The 18,307-nt window shown below is 71.2% G+C and carries 14 protein-coding genes; 6 read left to right on the top strand and 8 right to left on the bottom strand.

The window, feature by feature from the left end:
- Positions 1-38: 38 nt before the first annotated feature.
- The 5 genes from ACZ6ZP_RS32195 (at position 39) to ACZ6ZP_RS32215 (ending at position 7,191) form a co-directional block, all read left to right on the top strand.
- Positions 39-332: a DUF503 domain-containing protein gene (locus ACZ6ZP_RS32195; protein WP_351165622.1), complete on the top strand. Its 294-nt coding sequence runs from the start codon at positions 39-41 to the stop codon at positions 330-332.
- 32 nt (positions 333-364) lie between these two features.
- Positions 365-823 (top strand): 30S ribosome-binding factor RbfA, encoded by a 459-nt coding sequence (gene rbfA, locus ACZ6ZP_RS32200; RefSeq protein WP_351165625.1) that lies wholly within the window; start codon positions 365-367, stop codon positions 821-823.
- The gene (truB, locus tag ACZ6ZP_RS32205) at positions 820-1,728 is read left to right on the top strand and encodes a tRNA pseudouridine(55) synthase TruB (protein WP_351165628.1); all 909 of its coding nucleotides are present in this window, start codon (positions 820-822) and stop codon (positions 1,726-1,728) included. Before rbfA ends, truB begins: the two co-directional genes overlap by 4 nt.
- A 263-nt stretch (positions 1,729-1,991) precedes the next feature.
- The gene (locus tag ACZ6ZP_RS32210) at positions 1,992-6,110 is read left to right on the top strand and encodes a serine protease (RefSeq protein ID WP_469409316.1); all 4,119 of its coding nucleotides are present in this window, start codon (positions 1,992-1,994) and stop codon (positions 6,108-6,110) included.
- Positions 6,111-6,225: 115 nt separating this feature from the next.
- Positions 6,226-7,191 carry a bifunctional riboflavin kinase/FAD synthetase gene (locus tag ACZ6ZP_RS32215; protein WP_351165631.1) on the top strand — a complete coding sequence of 322 codons (966 nt, stop codon included), beginning with the start codon at positions 6,226-6,228 and terminating at the stop codon, positions 7,189-7,191.
- Positions 7,192-7,247: 56 nt separating this feature from the next.
- Here ACZ6ZP_RS32215 and ACZ6ZP_RS32220 read toward each other — a convergent pair whose 3' ends face one another.
- Complete coding sequence (locus tag ACZ6ZP_RS32220; protein WP_469409319.1) at positions 7,248-7,481, bottom strand: hypothetical protein; 234 nt, start codon at positions 7,479-7,481, stop codon at positions 7,248-7,250.
- Between the two features lie 228 nt (positions 7,482-7,709).
- Here ACZ6ZP_RS32220 and ACZ6ZP_RS32225 point away from each other — a divergent pair, with 228 nt between their 5' ends.
- A complete protein-coding gene (locus tag ACZ6ZP_RS32225; protein ID WP_469409321.1) occupies positions 7,710-7,910 on the top strand; it encodes a hypothetical protein in 201 nt (66 codons plus the stop codon).
- Between the two features lie 113 nt (positions 7,911-8,023).
- Here the strand turns inward: ACZ6ZP_RS32225 and ACZ6ZP_RS32230 are convergent, their stop codons facing one another.
- From ACZ6ZP_RS32230 to ACZ6ZP_RS32260, 7 genes are all read right to left on the bottom strand, one after another.
- Positions 8,024-8,221 (bottom strand): hypothetical protein, encoded by a 198-nt coding sequence (locus tag ACZ6ZP_RS32230; protein ID WP_469409323.1) that lies wholly within the window; start codon positions 8,219-8,221, stop codon positions 8,024-8,026.
- Positions 8,222-8,401: 180 nt separating this feature from the next.
- Positions 8,402-9,400, bottom strand: coding sequence for an ABC transporter ATP-binding protein (locus tag ACZ6ZP_RS32235; RefSeq protein WP_366464332.1), 999 nt, complete (start codon positions 9,398-9,400; stop codon positions 8,402-8,404).
- A 35-nt stretch (positions 9,401-9,435) separates the two neighbouring features.
- On the bottom strand, positions 9,436-10,479 hold the full coding sequence (locus ACZ6ZP_RS32240) for an ABC transporter ATP-binding protein (RefSeq protein WP_469409325.1): 1,044 nt from the start codon (positions 10,477-10,479) through the stop codon (positions 9,436-9,438).
- Positions 10,476-11,405: an ABC transporter permease gene (locus ACZ6ZP_RS32245; protein WP_361470252.1), complete on the bottom strand. Its 930-nt coding sequence runs from the start codon at positions 11,403-11,405 to the stop codon at positions 10,476-10,478. The genes ACZ6ZP_RS32240 and ACZ6ZP_RS32245 overlap by 4 nt, the downstream gene beginning before the upstream one ends.
- Positions 11,402-12,484: an ABC transporter permease gene (locus ACZ6ZP_RS32250; RefSeq protein ID WP_351165645.1), complete on the bottom strand. Its 1,083-nt coding sequence runs from the start codon at positions 12,482-12,484 to the stop codon at positions 11,402-11,404. The genes ACZ6ZP_RS32245 and ACZ6ZP_RS32250 overlap by 4 nt, the downstream gene beginning before the upstream one ends.
- A gap of 3 nt (positions 12,485-12,487) precedes the next feature.
- The gene (locus ACZ6ZP_RS32255; protein ID WP_469409328.1) at positions 12,488-14,389 is read right to left on the bottom strand and encodes an ABC transporter substrate-binding protein; all 1,902 of its coding nucleotides are present in this window, start codon (positions 14,387-14,389) and stop codon (positions 12,488-12,490) included.
- 375 nt (positions 14,390-14,764) lie between these two features.
- Positions 14,765-17,983 carry an SCO5717 family growth-regulating ATPase gene (locus ACZ6ZP_RS32260; RefSeq protein WP_469409352.1) on the bottom strand — a complete coding sequence of 1,073 codons (3,219 nt, stop codon included), beginning with the start codon at positions 17,981-17,983 and terminating at the stop codon, positions 14,765-14,767.
- Between the last annotated feature and the right edge of the window lie 324 nt (positions 17,984-18,307).

Consider the following 18,307-nt stretch of genomic DNA (forward strand, 5'->3'; position numbering starts at 1 on the left):
GGGGCACGAACCCGCACCGGCGGGACATCCGGACATACATGTATGTGGGGACACTGTCCTTCGATCTGCTCCTCGGCGACATTCACTCGCTGAAGGAGAAACGCTCCGTCGTCCGCCCGATCGTCGCCGAACTCATCCGCAAGTACGGGGTGAGCGCGGCGGAGACCGGGAACCAGGACCTCCATCGCAGGGCCGAGATCGGCCTGGCGCTGGTCTCCGGGGAGACGGGGCACCTCACCGACGTACTGGACCGGTGCGAGCGCATGGTCGCCGCCCGTCCCGAGGTGGAGCTGCTCTCCGTTCGACGCAGGCTCCACGGCGACGAAGACTGATTGCACAGCAAGGCGAAGAAGGAGACGGAGCAGTGGCCGACAACGCGCGGGCGAAAAGGCTGGCGGACCTCATCCGAGAGGTGGTTGCCCAGAAGCTGCAGCGAGGGATCAAGGACCCGCGGCTCGGTACGCACGTGACCATCACGGACACCCGCGTCACGGGTGACCTGCGGGAGGCGACCGTCTTCTACACGGTCTACGGGGACGACGAGGACCGCGCGGCGGCCGCCGCCGGTCTGGAGAGCGCCAAGGGCGTCCTCCGTTCCGCGGTCGGCGCGGCCGCGGGCGTGAAGTTCACCCCGAGCCTCACCTTCATGGCGGACGCGCTGCCGGACAACGCCAAGGCCATCGAGGACCTCCTCGACAGGGCCCGGCTCTCGGACGAGAAGGTGCGCGAGGTGTCCGCGGGCGCCGAGTTCGCCGGCGGTGCCGACCCGTACCGCAAGCCGGAAGACGAAGACGACGAGACGGATGGCGACGCCTCGGCATGAGCAACACCGGCAACAAGACGCCGGACGGCCTTGTCATCGTCGACAAGCCGTCCGGCTTCACTTCGCATGACGTGGTCGCCAAGATGCGCGGGATCGCCAAGACCCGCCGCGTCGGCCACGCGGGCACCCTCGACCCCATGGCGACGGGCGTTCTCGTCCTCGGGGTCGAGCGGGCGACCAAACTCCTCGGCCACCTCGCGCTGACGGAGAAGGAGTACCTCGGCACGATCCGGCTCGGCCAGAACACGGTCACGGACGACGCCGAGGGCGAGATCACCTCGTCGGCCGACGCCTCGGGGATCAAGCGGGACGCCATCGACGCGGGCATCGCCAAGCTCTCCGGCGACATCATGCAGGTGCCGTCGAAGGTCAGCGCGATCAAGATCGACGGCAAGCGGTCGTACGCGCGCGCCCGCGAGGGCGAGGACTTCGAGATCCCCGCCCGGCCGGTCAAGATCTCCGCCTTCACCGTGTACGACGTCAGGGACGCCGTCGCCGACGACGGCACCCCCGTCCTGGACCTGGTCGTGTCCGTGGTCTGCTCGTCGGGGACGTACATCCGCGCCCTCGCCCGCGACCTCGGCGCGGACCTCGGGGTCGGCGGCCATCTGACGGCGCTGCGGCGCACCCGCGTCGGGCCGTACAAGCTGGACGCCGCCAGGACCATCGACCAGCTCCAGGAGGAGCTGACGGTGATGCCGGTCGCCGAGGCGGCCACCGCCGCGTTCCCGCGCTGGGACGTGGACGAGCGGCGGGCGAAGCTGCTGCTCAACGGCGTACGGATCGAGATGCCGGGGGAGTACGCCGGTGTCGGCGCCGTCGCCGTCTTCGATCCGGAGGGCCGCTTCCTGGTCCTGGCCGAGGAGCTGAAGGGCAAGGCCAAGAGCCTGGCCGTCTTCGCCTGAGCCTTCGCCTTCGTATGGCCCTTCCCGGGTCTCCGTCGTGGAGCGGCGGACAACTGTGCGCGTCGTCGCGCGCCGCTCCACGGCGAACCCCCCTCTTCCCCCACCTCAAGTTGTATCCACCGCGCCCTGCGGATTCACCCCATCGGGCAGGCGCTCGGAGTGAATCGAGGGGGCGGAAGGGGGCGCGTTCGCGACGCGTTCTGTCCTGCTGATCACCGCCGACCTACCGTCGGAGGTACGGGGCGCGGCGGGGAGGTTCGGGCATGGCGGGACAGGGTGACCCGGCGGCGCTCGACGGGGCCCTGGTGCGGATCTGCGATCTGGCCGGGCGCCCGCGCGGGATGGGCTTCGCCGCCGACGACCACGGCACGGTGATCACCAGCCACGAAGCGGTCGACGGCCTCGCGCGGATCGTGCTGCACGCGGCGGGGGAGCGTGTCTGCGTGGTGACCGCCGATTCCGTGGTGGCACTCCCCGAGGCCGATCTGGCGCTCGTCCGCACGGAGGGGCTGTGCCTGCGGCCCCTGCCTGTCACGGTCCGCGAGACCACCCCCATGGGTGCCTACGTCCGCATCGTCGCGCGCGGCAGGCGCGAGGCGCGGGTCCTGGGCCCGGCGCCGGTGACGTACACGGCGACGGACCGCTTCCATCTGGTCGACGCCGCCATGGAGTTGGCGATCGGTACGGACGGCGCGGACGCGCTGCGGCTCGGCGGCGGCGCCGCGGGCGGCCCGGTCGTCGACGTCTCGTCCGGAGCCGTGCTCGCCGTCCTGGGGACCGCGCTGCACAGTGAGCACCGTGCGGCGGGGTTCGCCGTGCCGCTGCGGGAGGCGGCCGCAGCCGATCCGGGCGGGCCGCTCGCCGAGCTCCTCGCACGCAACGCGGCGACCGTTCCCGCGTACGGCCGCGATCTGAACCTGGCGGGCGCGCTGCACCTGGCGGCGACGTCGGTGGGCTCCGACGGGCCGCGCCCCGCACTGCTCGAACCGGTCGAACGCCCGGACACCGCAAGGGAGTTGGCGGACTTCACGGCTGGGCCCGCGCAGGTGCTCGGCCTGGTCGGAGATCCCGGCACCGGCCGCACCACGGAGCTCGCGGCGCTCGCCGCGCTCCGCTCCCGGGGCGCCGAACCGGCTCCCACGCTGTGGCTGCGCGGCGCCGACCTCCAGGGCACGGACACGGGCGTGGGCGACGCGGTGGAGCGGGCGCTCCAGCGGGCGGGGCGCATCCTGGAGGCTTCGGAGGAGGCCCTGCCCGAGGCGGACGACGGGCTCGGGGACATCTCCGCCGGGCGGGTCGCGCGGCTCGTGCGGGACGAGGGGCGGGCGCTGCTGCTGTTGCTCGACGGGCCGGAGGAGATGCCGCCGGTCCTCGCGCACCGCCTCGCGCAGTGGAGCGGGGGGACGGCCGAGTGGCTGCGGGAGACGGGGGCGCGGCTCGTGGTGGGCTGCCGTTCGGAGTACTGGGAGCAGGCAGGGGCGCACTTTCCCGCCTCGCTTTCGGCCGGGTGCGTGGAGCTGCGGGATCTGCCCGAGCGGCAGGCACGGATCGCACGGGCGCGGTACGGCATCCCGGACGGCGCGCTCGCCGCGGCCGACGCGCGGCATCCGCTGGCCCTGCGGCTCCTCGCGGAGGTGCGGGCGGCCCTGCCGGAGGAGCCGCCGCCGGGGTGCCCGGACCGGGAGGAGATCTTCGAGGCCTATCTGGACGTGCTGTGCCTGCGGGTGGCGGTGCGGCTCGCGGCGGCGAACGGGGTCCGGGGCGCGGCGGTACGGCGCCTGGCGGCGAAGGTGTCCGGGCAGGTGCACGAGGCCGCCCGGCGGTGCCTGGGGCCGGGGCAGGGGGAGCTGGACCGGGCGTCGTTCGAGGAGGTGTTCCCGTGGGGGGCGGGGTGGGCCTCCGCGGTGCTCACGGAGGGGCTCCTCGTCCCCGCGGGGGACGGGTACAGGTTCGCGCACGAGGAGCTCGCGGACTGGATCCAGGGGATGCACTTGGACGTGGACGGTGCTCTGTGGTCGCTGGTGTACCGGTACGGGCCGGCTGCGCCGGACACCGAGTCGTCCTTGCCGGTACCCCGGCACCGCATCGGCCCCGTGATCCAGGCCTTGCTGCTCCTGGGCCGACAGCGGGGCCCCGCTGAACTGGAGGCCCGGCTGAGGGACTTGGCCCGCTTCGGGGAGCCTTGCGCGGCGCCTGACGAGTCGGACCCCGGCATCCAGGGCTGTGCCCACCCTCCCCCACTCTCGGCTGCGCTCGAGCGGGGGGACCTCCATCGCCCAGCGGGACGATTGCCCACAGCGGCGGGGACGGCGGCGGAGAGCGGGGCCACCCCCGCTGGGGGGAACGGGGAGGCCGCCCTCGTTGTGGGCAGGCGTTCGGCAGGCCGGTTGGGGTCTCCCTTGCTCGAGCGAAGCCGAGAGCTTGGGGAAGGGTGGGCACAACCTCAGCCGCCGGGTGCCGAAGTGGCAGGGGGTGAGGGCAACGGTCCCGTGCCGCCGGGGGCCGATGTGGCACAGGGTGGGGGCTGCGGTCCTGTACCGCCGGGTGTCGATGTGGCAGGGGAGGTGGGTCACCGGCCCCGGCCGCCGGGGGCTGATTGGACGGAGGGTGGGGGAAGCGGTTCCGCGCCGCCGGGGGCCGATGTGGCACAGGGTGGGGGCTGCGGTCCTGTACCGCCGGGTGTCGATGTGGCGGGGGAGGTGGGTCACAGGTCCCCGCCGTCGGGGGCTGATTGGACGGAGGGTGGGGGCTGCGGTCCTGTACCGCCGGGTGTTGATGTGGCAGGGGAGGTGGGTCACCGGCTCCCGCCGTCGGGGGCTGATTGGACGGAGGGTGGGGGCTGCGGTCCTGTACCGCCGGGTGTTGATGTGGCAGGGGAGGTGGGTCACAGGTCCCCGCCGTCGGGGGCTGATTGGACGGAGGGTGGGGGCAGCGGTCCCGTGCCGCCGGGGGCCGCAGCGCAAGGGTGTGGGGACGCGCAGTGGTGGGCCGGCCATCTGCTGGTGGAGACCCTGCAGCGGGTGGCCGACGCGAGCCTCCACCTCGGGCTGCTCCAAGACCTCGCCCAGCAGGGCAGCCACCCCGCCGAGTTCTGGCTGGGCCTGCCCCTGGCCGAAGACCACCGCTTCGACCTCCTGCGGGAGGCAGTGATCCACGACCCCCCGCCCGGCACCCGGCAGGGCCGCTGCCTCGACGCCGTAGCCGAACTCCTGGCCACCGAGCCCGAAAAGGTGCAGCCACAACTCACCCGCTGGTTCACCGACGAACGCCCCCTCGCGGCCACCCCCCACGCCACCGTCGCATCGGCCGCGCAGGCCCTCCTCCACACCCACCGCCACCGCGCCATCGACGACCTCACCGAGATCCTGGTCGACTGCGCCCACCCCCGCGCCGACGAACTGCTCGCCGCGCTCGCGGAGGAGGAGCCATCGGCCGTCTGCCGGGCCGTCGACCGCTGGGTCCACGACGAGCGGCCCGCACGCCGTGTCGCCGCCGTCGCCTACGGCCTGCGCGCCGCCCCGCACGCCACCACGGACGCCGACCACAGGCTCCTGCGGTACACGGCCTTCGCCCTCCTCGCCCGCACCGCCGACGACACCCTGCACGGCGCCGCCCTCGCCCTCCTCGTGCGTGACCCGCAGACCCGCGCACGCCATCTGCCGCCCGCCCTGAAGCGCTTCACCGCAGGCGACCCGCAGCTGCCCGCGAGCGCGCTCGTCACCGCCCTCGACACCCACCCGGAGCAGATCCTCGCCGCCTTCCGGACCCGCCTGTACGGACCCGGCCCCGCGCCGGGCGACGTCCTGCGCGCCCTGGCCGACGTGACGGCGCCCGGGCTCGCCCGGCGGGTGGCCGATCTCGTACGCGATGTGCTGGAGCTGCGTCCCGACCTCGCGGGGCACGTGGCGGCCTTCCTCGACCTGCGGTTCGAGCAGGGGCCCGGTGTCCGTGCCGTCCTCCACCCGCTGGTCACGGCCTTCCTGCGGCACCACACGCCCCCGGTGCGCGCCGCGCTGGCAGCGGCCCTCGCCGCCCCCGGCACCGACGCGTCGCGCGCCCTGCGCACCGAGCTCCTGGACGTGCTGCTCGACCAGGAGCGCGAGCCCGAGGTCCTGGACGCGGTGCTCTGCGCCGTGGCGGGCGGCGACGACAAGGAAAGGGTCCGCGACCTGGTGCACCGCACCGGCGTGCTGCTCGTCCGCACCCCGGAGGGCGCGACCTGCTTCGATCGGCGCCTGGTCGAGCTGGCCCGTTCCGTAGCGGGCTTCTCCACCCTGGTCTCCCGGTGGATCCGCGCGGCCCCGCAGGACTGGTCCGCCCTCGTCGGTCCCAGCGCCCGCCGCATGATCGAGAACCTCGCCGGAGCCCGTGTCCCCGCGTGACCCCCGCCACCCCCTCCGATGCGATCCGGACGGCACGGGCATGGCAGTCTTAGACCTGCGCAATCGGCAATGGGACGTACACACACGTACACAGGTTCGGCGAGGAGCAAAGACAGTGCAGCGCTGGCGTGGCTTGGAGGACATCCCCCAGGACTGGGGGCGCAGCGTCGTCACCATCGGTTCCTACGACGGCGTACACCGCGGACACCAGCTCATCATCGGCCGTGCGGTGGAGCGCGCCCGTGAGCTCGGCGTGCCCGCCGTGGTCGTCACCTTCGACCCGCACCCCTCCGAGGTCGTGCGCCCCGGCAGCCACCCGCCGCTGCTGGCCCCGCACCACCGGCGCGCCGAACTCATGGCGGAGCTGGGCGTGGACGCGCTGCTCATCCTGCCGTTCACCACGGAGTTCTCGAAGCTGTCGCCCGCCGACTTCGTCGTCAAGGTCCTGGTCGACAAGTTGCACGCGCGCCTGGTCGTCGAGGGCCCCAACTTCCGCTTCGGCCACAAGGCCGCGGGCAACGTCGCCTTCCTGACCGAGCTCGGCGGCACGTACGACTACGAAGTCGACGTCATCGACCTGTACGTGAGCGGTGAGGCCGGGGGCGGCGAGCCCTTCTCCTCCACCCTCACCCGGCGCCTGGTCGCCGAGGGCGACGTGGAGGGCGCGGCGGAGATCCTCGGCCGCCCGCACCGCGTCGAGGGCGTCGTCGTACGCGGCGCGCAGCGCGGGCGTGAACTGGGCTTCCCCACCGCCAACGTGGAGACGCTGCCGCACACCGCCATCCCCGCCGACGGCGTCTACGCGGGCTGGCTGCACGCGCAGGGCGAGGCGATGCCCGCGGCGATCTCCGTCGGCACGAACCCGCAGTTCGACGGGACGGAGCGGACGGTCGAGGCGTACGCGATCGACCGCATCGGGCTCGATCTGTACGGGCTGCACGTGGCCGTGGACTTTCTCGCCTTCGTGCGCGGACAGGCGAAGTTCGACTCGATCGACTCGCTGCTCGTGGCCATCGCGGACGACGTGAAGAAGGCCCGCGAGCTCATCGAGGCGGACTCCGCCAAGGGCGCTTCGGAGTAATCGGAGGAGGGGGCCGAGGGCCAAGCCCCCCAGCCCCCGGCCCTCCGTCCTCCTCCCTACAGGACGTGCGGCAGGGCGACGCTGTTGACCAGCGGGCCCTCGACGTTGACTCCTTCGGTGATCAGCGACTCGATGTGGGGCAGTGGCGGGGCCGGGTTCGCCGTCCCGTGCTGTGCCGCCGAAGCCGAAGCCGAAGCCGAAGCCGAAGCCGTGGCCGCTGTGGTGATCGCGGTGACGGACAGGCCCAGGACCGCGAGCAGGGTGAGGGTCAGGACACGGCGATGACGCATGCGATCTCTGCTTTCTTCCGGATTCCTCCGGCAGGTGGGGAGAGGCCGCGGAGATCGGGTTAGCCCACACGGGCGACGCACGGGCCCCGACGTCCGACGACCCGTTCGTATGATCGTCAGTGACTTCCTGGTCGTGCCGGTGTTACGCACGGTGAGCGGGCCGCGATCGGCGGCCCCGCACGTGCACGGTCCAAGGAGGCTGCAGTGAACGGCAGTTGGGTGCAGGCAATGTCCCGTTGGGCGCTGGTCGCGGCGGTGGCCGCGGTGCCGACCGTCCTGTGCTCCGGCACGGCGCACGCGGACGAGACCCACGACAACTCGCACAACGCGCCCAGGGTCTCGCTGATCAGCACCGGGCAGATCGACGACCCCCTGGAGGACGTGCTCGAGCACGTCCTCAACTTCGGGGACGGATACCGCTGGGACTGATGCCGGTGGGACCGATACCGCCGGGAACGACGCGGCACGCCGTTCGCGGCCGACCGTACTCGCGCGGGTCCCGGGTGACCGCGCAAGTACGGGACGACTCAGGGGAGTTCAGGTCACGGGGCGAGGCACGCGGCGCCCGGCACCTCTGAGGGGACGCCCAGGCTCGCCGGATCGACGAGCGTGGTGACGTCACCGGCGGCCTGCGCCACGCAGTCGACGGTCCCTACGGGGTCGGGGACGGCACCGGCGGGCACGGCGAGGACCCCCAGCAGAGCGACGGCCCCGAGGATGACGGCGGCGGAACGGCGCATGGAAATCTCCTTCACTTCGGTGGAGTTGACTACGGTCCGTGATGAAACCGAACCGATCAGTGACTCCCCAGCGCTCACGCCCGGTAGGCCCCGGATCACCCGTACGGGGAAGAGGTAACGATCCGCCGCCCCAGGGCCCCCGCCCGGCCGCCGTTCCGGCGCAGGCCCTGACGCCCTCGATCAGACTCCGGACGCGCTGACGTTGACCGCCGCCCAGTGGCACGCCACCTGCGTCTCGCCGCCGCCGGAGAGCACCGGCAGATCCTCCGTACGGCACCGGTCCGCCACTCCAGCCCGCTCCGCCTCGCCCGACGCGAGCACCTGGCAGCGCGCGTGGAAGCGGCAGCCGCCCGGGATGCGCGACGGGTCCGGCGGCTCGCCGGTGAGGACGACCGGGTCACCGGGGGCCTCCGGAAGCACCGACAACAGTGCCTGTGTGTACGGATGCTGAGGCGAGGTCAGGACCTCCTCCACCGTGCCCGTCTCGACGATCCGGCCCAGGTACATCACCGCGACGCGGTCCGCGATGTTCCACGCCAGACCCAGGTCGTGCGTCACCACCAGCGCGGACAGGCCCAGTTCGTCACGGAGCTTGAGCAGCAGGGCGAGGATCTCGCCGCGTACGGAGGCGTCCAGCGAGGCCACCGGCTCGTCCGCGACGATCAGTTCGGGCTCCAGGACCAGCGCGCCCGCGATGACCACACGCTGACGCTGGCCGCCCGACAGCTCGTGCGGATAGCGCAGGAAGAACCGCTCGGGCGGCCGGAGCCCCGCCCGTGACAGGGCGTCGGCGACCGTGGCCTGCTCGTCGCCCCCGTGCCCGTGGATGCGCAGGCCCTCCGCCACGGCCTCGTACACCGTGTGACGCGGGTTGAGGGAGCCGCTGGGGTCCTGAAGGACCAGCTGCACGCGCTTGCGGTACGCCTTCAGGGCGCGGCCCGAGTAGTCGAGCGGCTTGCCGCCGAAGGTCACCTTGCCGGACGTGGGCGACACCAGGCCGAGCAGGGAACGGGCCAGGGTCGTCTTGCCGCAGCCCGACTCGCCGACCAGGGCCACGATCTCGCCCGGCTCGATGTCCAGGTCCACGCCGTCCACCGCCCGCGCGGGCGGCGCGCCACGGCGGCCGGGGAACGTGATGTGCAGGTCGCCCGCCGACAGCAGGGGGTCATCGGTGGTCATGCGTCGCTGCTCCTCGGTGCGTGTTCTGTCGGGGCTCACGGAGTGCGCTCCGCCGTCGCCGGTGCCGATGTCGGCTGCGCCGGAAGCTGTGCGCCCGCGTGTACGCACGCCGCGCGGTGCCGGGGGCCCGCGTCCCGCAGCGCCTGGTCCTCCGTGGTGCAGGTGTCCAGGGCGACCGTGCAGCGCGGGTGGAACGTGCAGCCCGTGGGGAGCGCGGAGGGGTCCGGCGGGTCGCCGGGCAGACCGCGCGGAGCGAAGCGGGACGCCGCGTCGCCGATGCGGGGGAAGGCCGCCGAGAGGGCCTTTCCGTACGGGTGCCGGGCGTTCTCGTAGACCTCGGAGGCCGGGCCTTCCTCGACGACGCGGCCCGCGTACATCACCGCGAGCCGGTCGCAGGTGTCGGAGAGCACCGCGAGGTCATGGCTGATCATGATCAGGCCCAGGTCCTGCTCGGCCACCAACTGCTCGATCAGGCGCAGGATCTGAGCCTGGATCATCACGTCGAGGGCCGTCGTCGGCTCGTCGGCGATGATCAGGCGCGGATCGCAGGCGAGCGCCATCGCGATCATCACGCGCTGACGCTGCCCGCCCGACAGCTCGTGCGGGTACGCCTCGGCGCGGGCGGCCGGCAGACCCACCTGTTCGAGCAGCTCACCGGCCTTCTTCTTGGCCCCGGCCTGGGTGGCCTTCTTGTGCAGCAGGATCGGCTCGGCGATCTGTTCGCCGATGCGGTGCACCGCGTTGAGCGAGTGCATCGCGCCCTGGAAGACGATCGACGCGCCCGCCCAGCGGACCGCGCGGACCTGGCCCCACTTCATGGTGAGGACGTCCTCACCGTCGAGCAGGACCTCGCCGGTCACCTTCGTGCCGGCCGGCAGCAGCCGCAGCAGCGCGAGCGCCAGCGTCGACTTGCCGCAGCCGGACTCGCCCGCGACGCCGAGCTTCTGGCCCGCGTCGACCGAGAGGTTCACGCCGCGCACGGCGGCCGCCCCGGACGCGTACGTCACTTCGAGGTTTCTCACGTCGAGCAGGCGCTGTTCCGTCACCTTGGTCTCCGTCACTTCGGTCGAACTGCTCAACGGGAGACCCCCAGCCTGGGGTTCAGCACGGATTCCACGGCGCGCCCGCACAGCGTGAACGCGAGGGCCACGACGGCGATGGCGAGTCCGGGCGGGGCGAGATACCACCAGTCGCCCGCGCTGACCGCGCCCGCCTCGCGCGCGTCCTGGAGCAGCCCGCCCCAGGAGACGACGGTCGGGTCGCCGAGGCCGAGGAAGGCGAGCGTGGCCTCGGTGAGGATGGCGTTGGAGATCACGAGGGTCGTCTGCGCGAGCACCAGCGGCATGACGTTGGGCAGGACGTGCCGGCCCATGACATGGCCGTGGCCGCCGCCCAGCGCCTGCGCGCGTTCGATGTACGGGCGGGACTCCACGGCCAGGGTCTGGGCGCGGACGAGCCGTGCGGTCGTCGGCCAGGTGGTCACGCCGATCGCCAGGATGATCGTCCAGATGGACTTGGACATCACCGAGGCGAGCGCGATGGCGAGCACCAGCGTCGGCATCACCAGGAACCAGTCGGTGACGCGCATGATGACGGTGGAGTACCAGCCCTTGAAGTGCCCGGCGGTGATCCCCACGATCGTGCCGATGGCCACCGAGAGAACGGCGGCGAGCAGCCCGACGGTGAGCGAGATCCGCGCGCCCCACACCAGCAGGCCCAGCAGGTCGCGCCCGAACTGGTCGGTGCCCAGCGGGAATTCACCGCTCGGCGATTCCATCGGCTTGCCCGGCGCGTCGGTCACGCTCTGCGCGTCCGAGCCGACGAGGAGCGGTGCGAAGACGGCGACGAGCGCGATGACCACGAGCGCGGCAAGGCCGAAGAGACCGGCCCGGTGCGTGCGGTAATCGCGCCAGAAGCGGGCGACGGAGTGGCGTCTGCGGGTCCAGGCGAGCGCCCGGGGGCTCTTCGCGACCGGGACCTCGGTCTTTGTCGCTTCGGTCGTCATCGGCCCACCCTCGGGTCGAGCAGCGGATAGAGCACGTCGGCCAGGGTGTTCATCAGGATCACCGCGGCGGCGAACACGAAGAACAGACCCTGCACGAGGGGCAGGTCGGGCACGCTGAGCGCGGCGTAGAAGAGCCCGCCGAGCCCCGGCCAGGAGAAGACGGTCTCGACGAGGATCGCGCCCGCCACCACCGTGCCGAGGTTCACGAACATCAGCGTGACGGTGGGCAGCATCGCGTTCGGGACGGCATGGCGACGGCGTACCAGATCGTCCCGCAGCCCCTTGGCGCGGGCGGTCGTCAGATAGTCGCTGCCCATCTCGTCCAGGAGCGACGAGCGCATGACGAGGAGCGTCTGGGCGTATCCCACCGCCACCAGGGTGATGACGGGGAGCACCATGTGGTGCGCGACGTCGAGGACGTACGCGATGCCCGTCTCGCCCCCCGATTCGAGTCCGCCGGTCGGGAAGAGCCCGGGGATCGGGCCGACGCCCACCGAGAAGGTGATGATGAGGAGCAGTCCGAGCCAGAAGGACGGCACCGAGTAGAGGGTGAGCGCCAGGCCGGTGTGGACACGGTCCCCGAGCCCGCCGTTGCGCCAGGCCGTGCGGGTGCCGAGCCAGATGCCGATGAGGGTGTAGAGCACGAACGCGGTGCCGGTGAGCAGGAGCGTCGCGGGCAGCGCGTCGGTGATCTTGTCCATCACCGGGGTGTGGAACTGGTACGAGGTGCCGAAGTCGCCGGTCAGCGCATTGCCGCAGTAGTCGAGGAACTGCGTCATGACCGGCTGGTCGAGGCCGAACTCCTTGCGCATCGCGTCCAGCTGTTCGGCCGATACGCGCTTTCCGCCCGTCATCTGCTTCACCGGGTCGCCCGGGATCAGACGGAACAGGAAGAAGCTGGTCACAAGGACGGCGAACAGCGAGACGGCGGCGCCGCCCAGCTTGCCCGCCACGTACAGGAGATAGGCGCGGGTATTGCGGGCCCGAGGGCCGCGGGCCGACGGCCCGGCGAATACCGGATCGTCGGTCGCCGCGGCGCCCTCGGTGTCGAGCAGTGCGGGATTGCTGTCAGCGGTCATGCGTTACTCGCGGTCCTCTGCGGTCGAACGGCGGCGCAGGGCGAACAGGACTCCACCGCCGACGAGCACCACCGCGGCGGCGGCGATACCGATGATGACACCGGTCGAGCTTCCATCCTTGGAGGAACTCTTCCCATCCGCGGGCACCGCCGACCACCAGGACCAGTAACCGTCTTGGCCGTAGATGTTGCCGGCGGCCGTCGGCATGGTGGTGATGGACTTGATCTGGTCGGTGCGGTAGGCCTCGACGGCGTTCGGGTACGCCAGGATGTTCATGTACCCGGAGTCGTAGAGCCAGGACTGCATTTCCTTGACGGTCTGAGCGCGCTTGTCCGGGTCGTACTCGGCCAGCTGCTTGTTGTAGAGATCGTCGTACTTCTTGTCGCAGATGAAGTTGTCGGTCGCGGCGCTCTCCTTGGCCTTCACCGGCAGCGCGGCGCAGGAATGGATGCCGAGCACGAAGTCCGGGTCGGGGTTGACCGACCAGCCGTCGAACGCGAGGTCGTACTCGCCCGCGTACCAGGGCACGGACACGTCATCGAGGCAGTTGACCTTCAGCCCGATGCCGAGATCGCCCCACCACTCCTTGAGGTACTTGCCGACGGCCTTGTCGTTCGGGTCGGTGGCGTGGCACAGGATGCGCAGGTCGAGCGGCTTGCCGTCCTTGCCGACGCGCTTGCCGTCGCTGTTCTTCTTGTAGCCCGCGTCGTCCAGGAGTTGGGCGGCCTTCTTGGGGTCGTACGACAGCTTCTGGTCGGCGGAGGGCTTCCACGCGTACTCCGCGAAGCGCGGCGGGATGTACCCCTCGCCCTCGACGGCCTGCCCCTGGAAGACCTTGTCGACGAGTGCCTCGCGGTCCACGGAGAGGAAGAGCGCCTGGCGGACCTTCTTGTCCAGGAGGGCCGGGTGGCCGTCACCGAACTTCTTGCCGTCGCGGGTCTTGGCACCGGGGTTGGTGGCGATGGCGAAGAAGCGCCGCCCCGGCCCTTCGTTCACCTTCACGTTCTCCGTGCCCTTGAGTTCGGCGGCCTGCGCCGGGGTGAGGGCGGGCTGGCCGGCCACGAAGGAGACCTCGCCCTTCTTGAGCGCCGCGACGGCCGCGTCCTGGTCCTTGTACGTCTTGAAGACCAGCTCGTCGAACTTGGGCGCGCCGCGCCAGAAGTCCTTGTTGGCCCTCAGCTTCACGTACTGGTCGGTCTTGTAGTCCGTGAGTTCGAAGGGACCGTTGCCGACGATGGGGAAGGACTCGTCGTTGTTGAACTTCGAGACGTCGTCGACCTTCTCCCACACGTGCTTCGGGACGATCGGCACGTCGAGCGCGGCCATGGTGGCCTGCGGCTTCTTGAGCTCGATGACGAGCTTGGTGGGGCTCGGGGCGGTCACCTTCTTGAAGTTGGCGACGAAGCCCGAGTTGGCGGTGGCGGTGCCTTCCTTCGACATCACCTTGTTGAACGTCCAGGCGGCGTCCTCGGCGGTCGCCTTCTTGCCGTCCGACCACTTGGAGTCGCCCCGGATGGTGTACGTCCAGGTCAGCTTGTCCGCGGAGGGCTCCCACTTGGTGGCGAAGCCGGGGATGGCGTGGTTGTCCTTGGCGTCGTAGTTCGTCAGGTACTCGTACGTCAGGCGGTGGATGCTGGTGCTGAGCAGCCGCTGGGCGAGGAAGGGACTGAGCGAGTCGACGCTCTGGGCCACCGCGACGGTGAGGGTCTTCTTGCCGTCCGCCTTGGCCTCGGCCTGGTCGGGGGCCGGGTTGAGGGGGGTGGCGAGGCCCGCGGTGAGGGTGAAGGCGGCGGCTCCCGATGCCAGGAGGAGACGGATACGGGTGCGGCTGAGGCCGCGGGGCCGTGGGGGTGCCTTCGTGGTGGGGTGAGACCGTGTTCTGCCGTGCTGATCTTGTGTATCCATGGGTCGGTGACCTCGCGTCATCGCTCGCGCAGAGATGGCTAGTTGATCAAGGAACGCCAGCTGGTTGATGTGTGTGTCTACCAGCGCCAGTCTGCGTCAGTCAACGGCAGGTGAACCCCATGTGGCCTGCGGAAATAACGAGTTGACCCGGATTTCATCCGCATTGGTCAAGACCTGTGAAGCGTGGCTGGTCGGGGGGTGATGGTGGGGGGAGGGGCAGGTGGGGGAGGGCGTCTTCCTTTGGGGGGTGGGGGCTGCGGGGTGATCGGGCGGGTGGGCGGGAAATGCTTGTTCGTCAGCGGAATCCGCGGGGCCGGGGAACGGGACTGGGCCCGCACCGGAAGTCGGTGCGGGCCCAGTTGAGATCGCCGGAGGCTACTGCTGCGGCGCGTCCGGCGCCGGAGGCTGCGGCTGATAGGGAGCCCCGGGCTGGTACGGCTGCCCAGGCTGAACGGGCGGCGGAGCCTGCTGCGGCTGAGGCTGCGGCTGCCCCTGAGCCGCGGGCTGCCCCTGAGGATCCTGGTACGGCTGTCCAGGCGCCGGCGCGGCAGGCGCCTGCGGATGAGCCTGCTGCGGCGCCGCGTTCTGCCACCCCTGCGGAGCCCCCGGCTGCTGCGGGTAGGGCTGCCCACCCGGCTGGGGGTACTGCTGCGGGGGCTGCTGTTGCTGCGGCTGCTGCTGGGGAACGTACGGCTGCTGCGGCGCCTGCCCGGGCTGCGGCGCCTGCCCGCCGTACGGCTGCTGCCCGGGAGCAGGAGCAGGCGCAGCGCCCTGCTGTCCGGGATAACCCCCCTGCCCCGGCAGGGGCGGAGCCACGACCGGAGGCGGATTGCCGTCGGAAGTCCAGAGGCCCTGTTGCTGCTGGGCCCGCACGAAGTCCTCGGCAACCATCGCCGAGAGATTGAAGTACGCCTCCCGCACCTTCGGCCGCATCATGTCGAGATCGACCTCGGCGCCGGCGGCGAGATGCTCGTCGAAGGGGATGACGACAACGCCCCGGCACCGCGTCTCGAAGTGCGACACGATGTCGTCAACCTTGATCATCTTCCCGGTCTCGCGGACCCCGGAGATGACGGTGATGGAACGCGACACGAGGTCGGCGTACCCATGCGCGGACAACCAGTCCAACGTCGTCGAAGCACTGCTGGCGCCATCCACGGAGGGCGTCGAAATGATGATCAACTGATCGGCGAGGTCGAGAACGCCCCGCATGGCGCTGTAGAGCAGCCCCGTACCCGAGTCGGTGAGGATGATCGGGTACTGCTTCCCCAGTACGTCGATGGCGCGCCGGTAGTCCTCGTCGTTGAAGGTCGTCGAGACGGCCGGGTCGACGTCATTGGCGATGATCTCAAGCCCGGACGCGGCCTGCGAGGTGAAGCGCCGGATGTCCATGTACGAGTTGAGGTACGGGATCGCCTGGACGAGGTCACGGATGGTGGCCCCGGTCTCGCGGCGCACGCGGCGCCCGAGCGTACCGGCGTCGGGGTTGGCGTCGATGGCGAGGATCTTGTCCTGCCGCTCGGTGGCGAGCGTCGACCCGAGCGCGGTAGTGGTGGTGGTCTTCCCCACCCCGCCCTTGAGGCTGATGACAGCGATCCGGTAGCAGGACAGGACCGGAGTCCGGATCAGCTCCAACTTCCGCTGCCGCTCGGCCTCTTCCTTCTTGCCGCCGAGCTTGAACCGGGACCCACCGGCAGCGGGCCGGCTGCTCTTGGCCTTCTGCTTGTTGTTGCGAAGCAGCCGGTCGGAGGAGAGCTCGACGGCAGCGGTGTAACCGAGCGGAGCCCCGGGGTTGGTCCGCTCCCGCTGATCGTGCTGCACGGCCTGCGGCCAGGCGGCACCGGTGCGGGGGTCGATGGGGGGCTGAGGCTGGGCCGGGGGCTGCGCCTGGGGCTGAGCCTGCGGCTGCTGCTGAGCCGGAAGGGGCGGCTGCGGCTGCGGCTGCTGTTGCGGAGGCTGCGGCTGTACGGGGGCCGAGGGCTGGGGAGTTGCCTGCGGTGCTGGCTGCTGCTGGGCGACGGCGGGCGGGAGCGGCTGCTGGGCCTGGGGCGCTGGGGGCTGCGGGAACCCGTAACTACCCTGCGGGGCAGGGGAGTTGGGGTTGTACGGAGCGGGAGGGCCCTGCTGCGGGAACCCATAACCGCTCGGCGGGGCAGGGGCGGTGCCCTGCTGCGGGAACCCATAACCGGCGGGCGGAGCAGGCGCTTCGGGGGCCGGCGTCACGGGAGCAGGGGCAGGGGCAGGTGCCGGGGTCGGAGCAGGCGCACCGGCCTGCGGGAACCCGTACCCACCAGGAGGCGTGGGCGCGACAGGTGAGGGAGCCACGGGCCCGGTCGGCGAGGGCCAAGCGGGAGGCGCAGTCTGCGGAGCCTGCGGCTGTACGGGCGCTGGCGCGGGGGCAGGTGCAGGTGCAGGGGCAGGTGCAGGCGCAGGAGTGGGCTCAGCCTGCTGAGGCACCGGCGGCTGCACGGGCTCGGCGGCAGCAGGCGTCGGCTCGGCGGCCGGCGGCGTAGAGGCCTGGCCGGGCACGGGCCACTGCGGTGCTGACGCAGGCGCGGCGGGCTGGAAGGCGGGCGGCAACGGCGGGAGCCCGCTGTGCGGCGCGGGCGGCGGAGTCCAGGAGGGCGGTACGGAGTCCTGCACTTCGTCGACGGGCGAGGCAGGAACGGCGTCCTGCGGACCGGCATCACGGATCTCGTCCGCGACATCGGAGTCAACGCTCACATCGTCATCAACGGCAGAGGAATCCTCATCCGAGTCGGACTCGTCGACAGGCTCAACAGAAGCCGCAGGACTCTCATCCTCAAGACCAAGCTCGCCAAGACCAAGTTCGCCCTCGCCGGCCTCCTCCGCATCAGGCTCAACCGTCGCGGCGTCATCATCCCGCGAAGCCGGAGCCTCAGCGGCGGCACGCTCCTCGATCTCCCGTTTCAGAGCGCCGGCGGAGAACCGCATGGTGGCGCCACTTTCCAGATCGCCACTGCTCTCGGCGACAGGCGCATCCGCATCTTCGGGTTCCGGCTCAGGGGCGGACTCGGGCTCAGGCTCCACCTCAGGCTTAGGAACAACACCCGTCACATGCACAGAGGAGGCAACACCAGCAACGGCTCCACTCCAGTCGGCAGCACCCCCCGAAGCCGCCGCGCTCTCGGATGAAACAGGTTCCGGAGCAGGAACAACCGGAGCGGGATCAACCGGAGCGGGATCAATCGGCTCGGGAGCAGGCGGCACGGGAGCAGTCGGCGCAGCCCAATCCGCCTGCGGCTTGAACCCACTCCCCACAGGCAGCTTCGGCACAGCAGTGGGCAGCCCGACCGGCGGAGCCGGAGGCTCGGGAGCGACGGGAGGAGCGACCGGCTCAGCAGAAGCCGCAGGCGGAGAAGCAGGCGGAGAGACGGGCGACGAGGTCGCCGGAGCGGCAGGCGACGCCGAAGGAGTCTCCCCCGCACTGCCGGACGCGTTCTGCGTGTACCAGGCAGGCGGGGCGTAGTCGATGGTGAACTCGCCCGTCGTCTCGGCAGCGGACTCCGCGTCGGACTGATCATCGACGGGTGTGTCCCAGCCCCCGCGGATCTCGTCCCGATCGCTGTTCACAATGCCTCCTGATGTGGTCGAGCACCCTCGTGCCGTGGTGGGAGGGCGACCGTTTCTGTCGTCCGATCCGCCATGGCTCTCCCCGTGGTGGACGCGCACAACCCACTCGCGGGTTCTGGCGTCGCGCCCTGTCCCAGCCTAATCACCAAAAGCACCAGCACGGCAGGGCAGCCCACCCCACGAATGCTGTCCGTTCCATCACGCTCCCCGCAGGAGTGATCCCCTCATCCGAAACAGTGACGGACAAATCGCTCAACAAGCGACAAGTGCTGGCCAATTCATGAGTCCTCCTGTCATCACCTCTCGCCGAGTCGGCCCTCCGAG

The organism is Streptomyces sp. NPDC054047 (assembly GCF_055585065.1).

Excerpts from the sequence above, each read along its gene's own strand:
- ACZ6ZP_RS32210 (WP_469409316.1), top strand. The coding sequence starts at position 1,992 with ATGGCGGGACAGGGTGACCCGGCGGCGCTCGACGGGGCCCTGGTGCGG.
- ACZ6ZP_RS32225 (WP_469409321.1), top strand. The coding sequence starts at position 7,710 with ATGTCCCGTTGGGCGCTGGTCGCGGCGGTGGCCGCGGTGCCGACCGTC.
- ACZ6ZP_RS32250 (WP_351165645.1), bottom strand. The coding sequence starts at position 12,484 with ATGACCGCTGACAGCAATCCCGCACTGCTCGACACCGAGGGCGCCGCG.
- ACZ6ZP_RS32255 (WP_469409328.1), bottom strand. The coding sequence starts at position 14,389 with ATGGATACACAAGATCAGCACGGCAGAACACGGTCTCACCCCACCACG.
- truB (WP_351165628.1), top strand. The coding sequence starts at position 820 with ATGAGCAACACCGGCAACAAGACGCCGGACGGCCTTGTCATCGTCGAC.
- ACZ6ZP_RS32220 (WP_469409319.1), bottom strand. The coding sequence starts at position 7,481 with ATGCGTCATCGCCGTGTCCTGACCCTCACCCTGCTCGCGGTCCTGGGC.
- ACZ6ZP_RS32235 (WP_366464332.1), bottom strand. The coding sequence starts at position 9,400 with ATGACCACCGATGACCCCCTGCTGTCGGCGGGCGACCTGCACATCACG.
- ACZ6ZP_RS32245 (WP_361470252.1), bottom strand. The coding sequence starts at position 11,405 with ATGACGACCGAAGCGACAAAGACCGAGGTCCCGGTCGCGAAGAGCCCC.
- ACZ6ZP_RS32230 (WP_469409323.1), bottom strand. The coding sequence starts at position 8,221 with ATGCGCCGTTCCGCCGCCGTCATCCTCGGGGCCGTCGCTCTGCTGGGG.
- ACZ6ZP_RS32195 (WP_351165622.1), top strand. The coding sequence starts at position 39 with ATGTATGTGGGGACACTGTCCTTCGATCTGCTCCTCGGCGACATTCAC.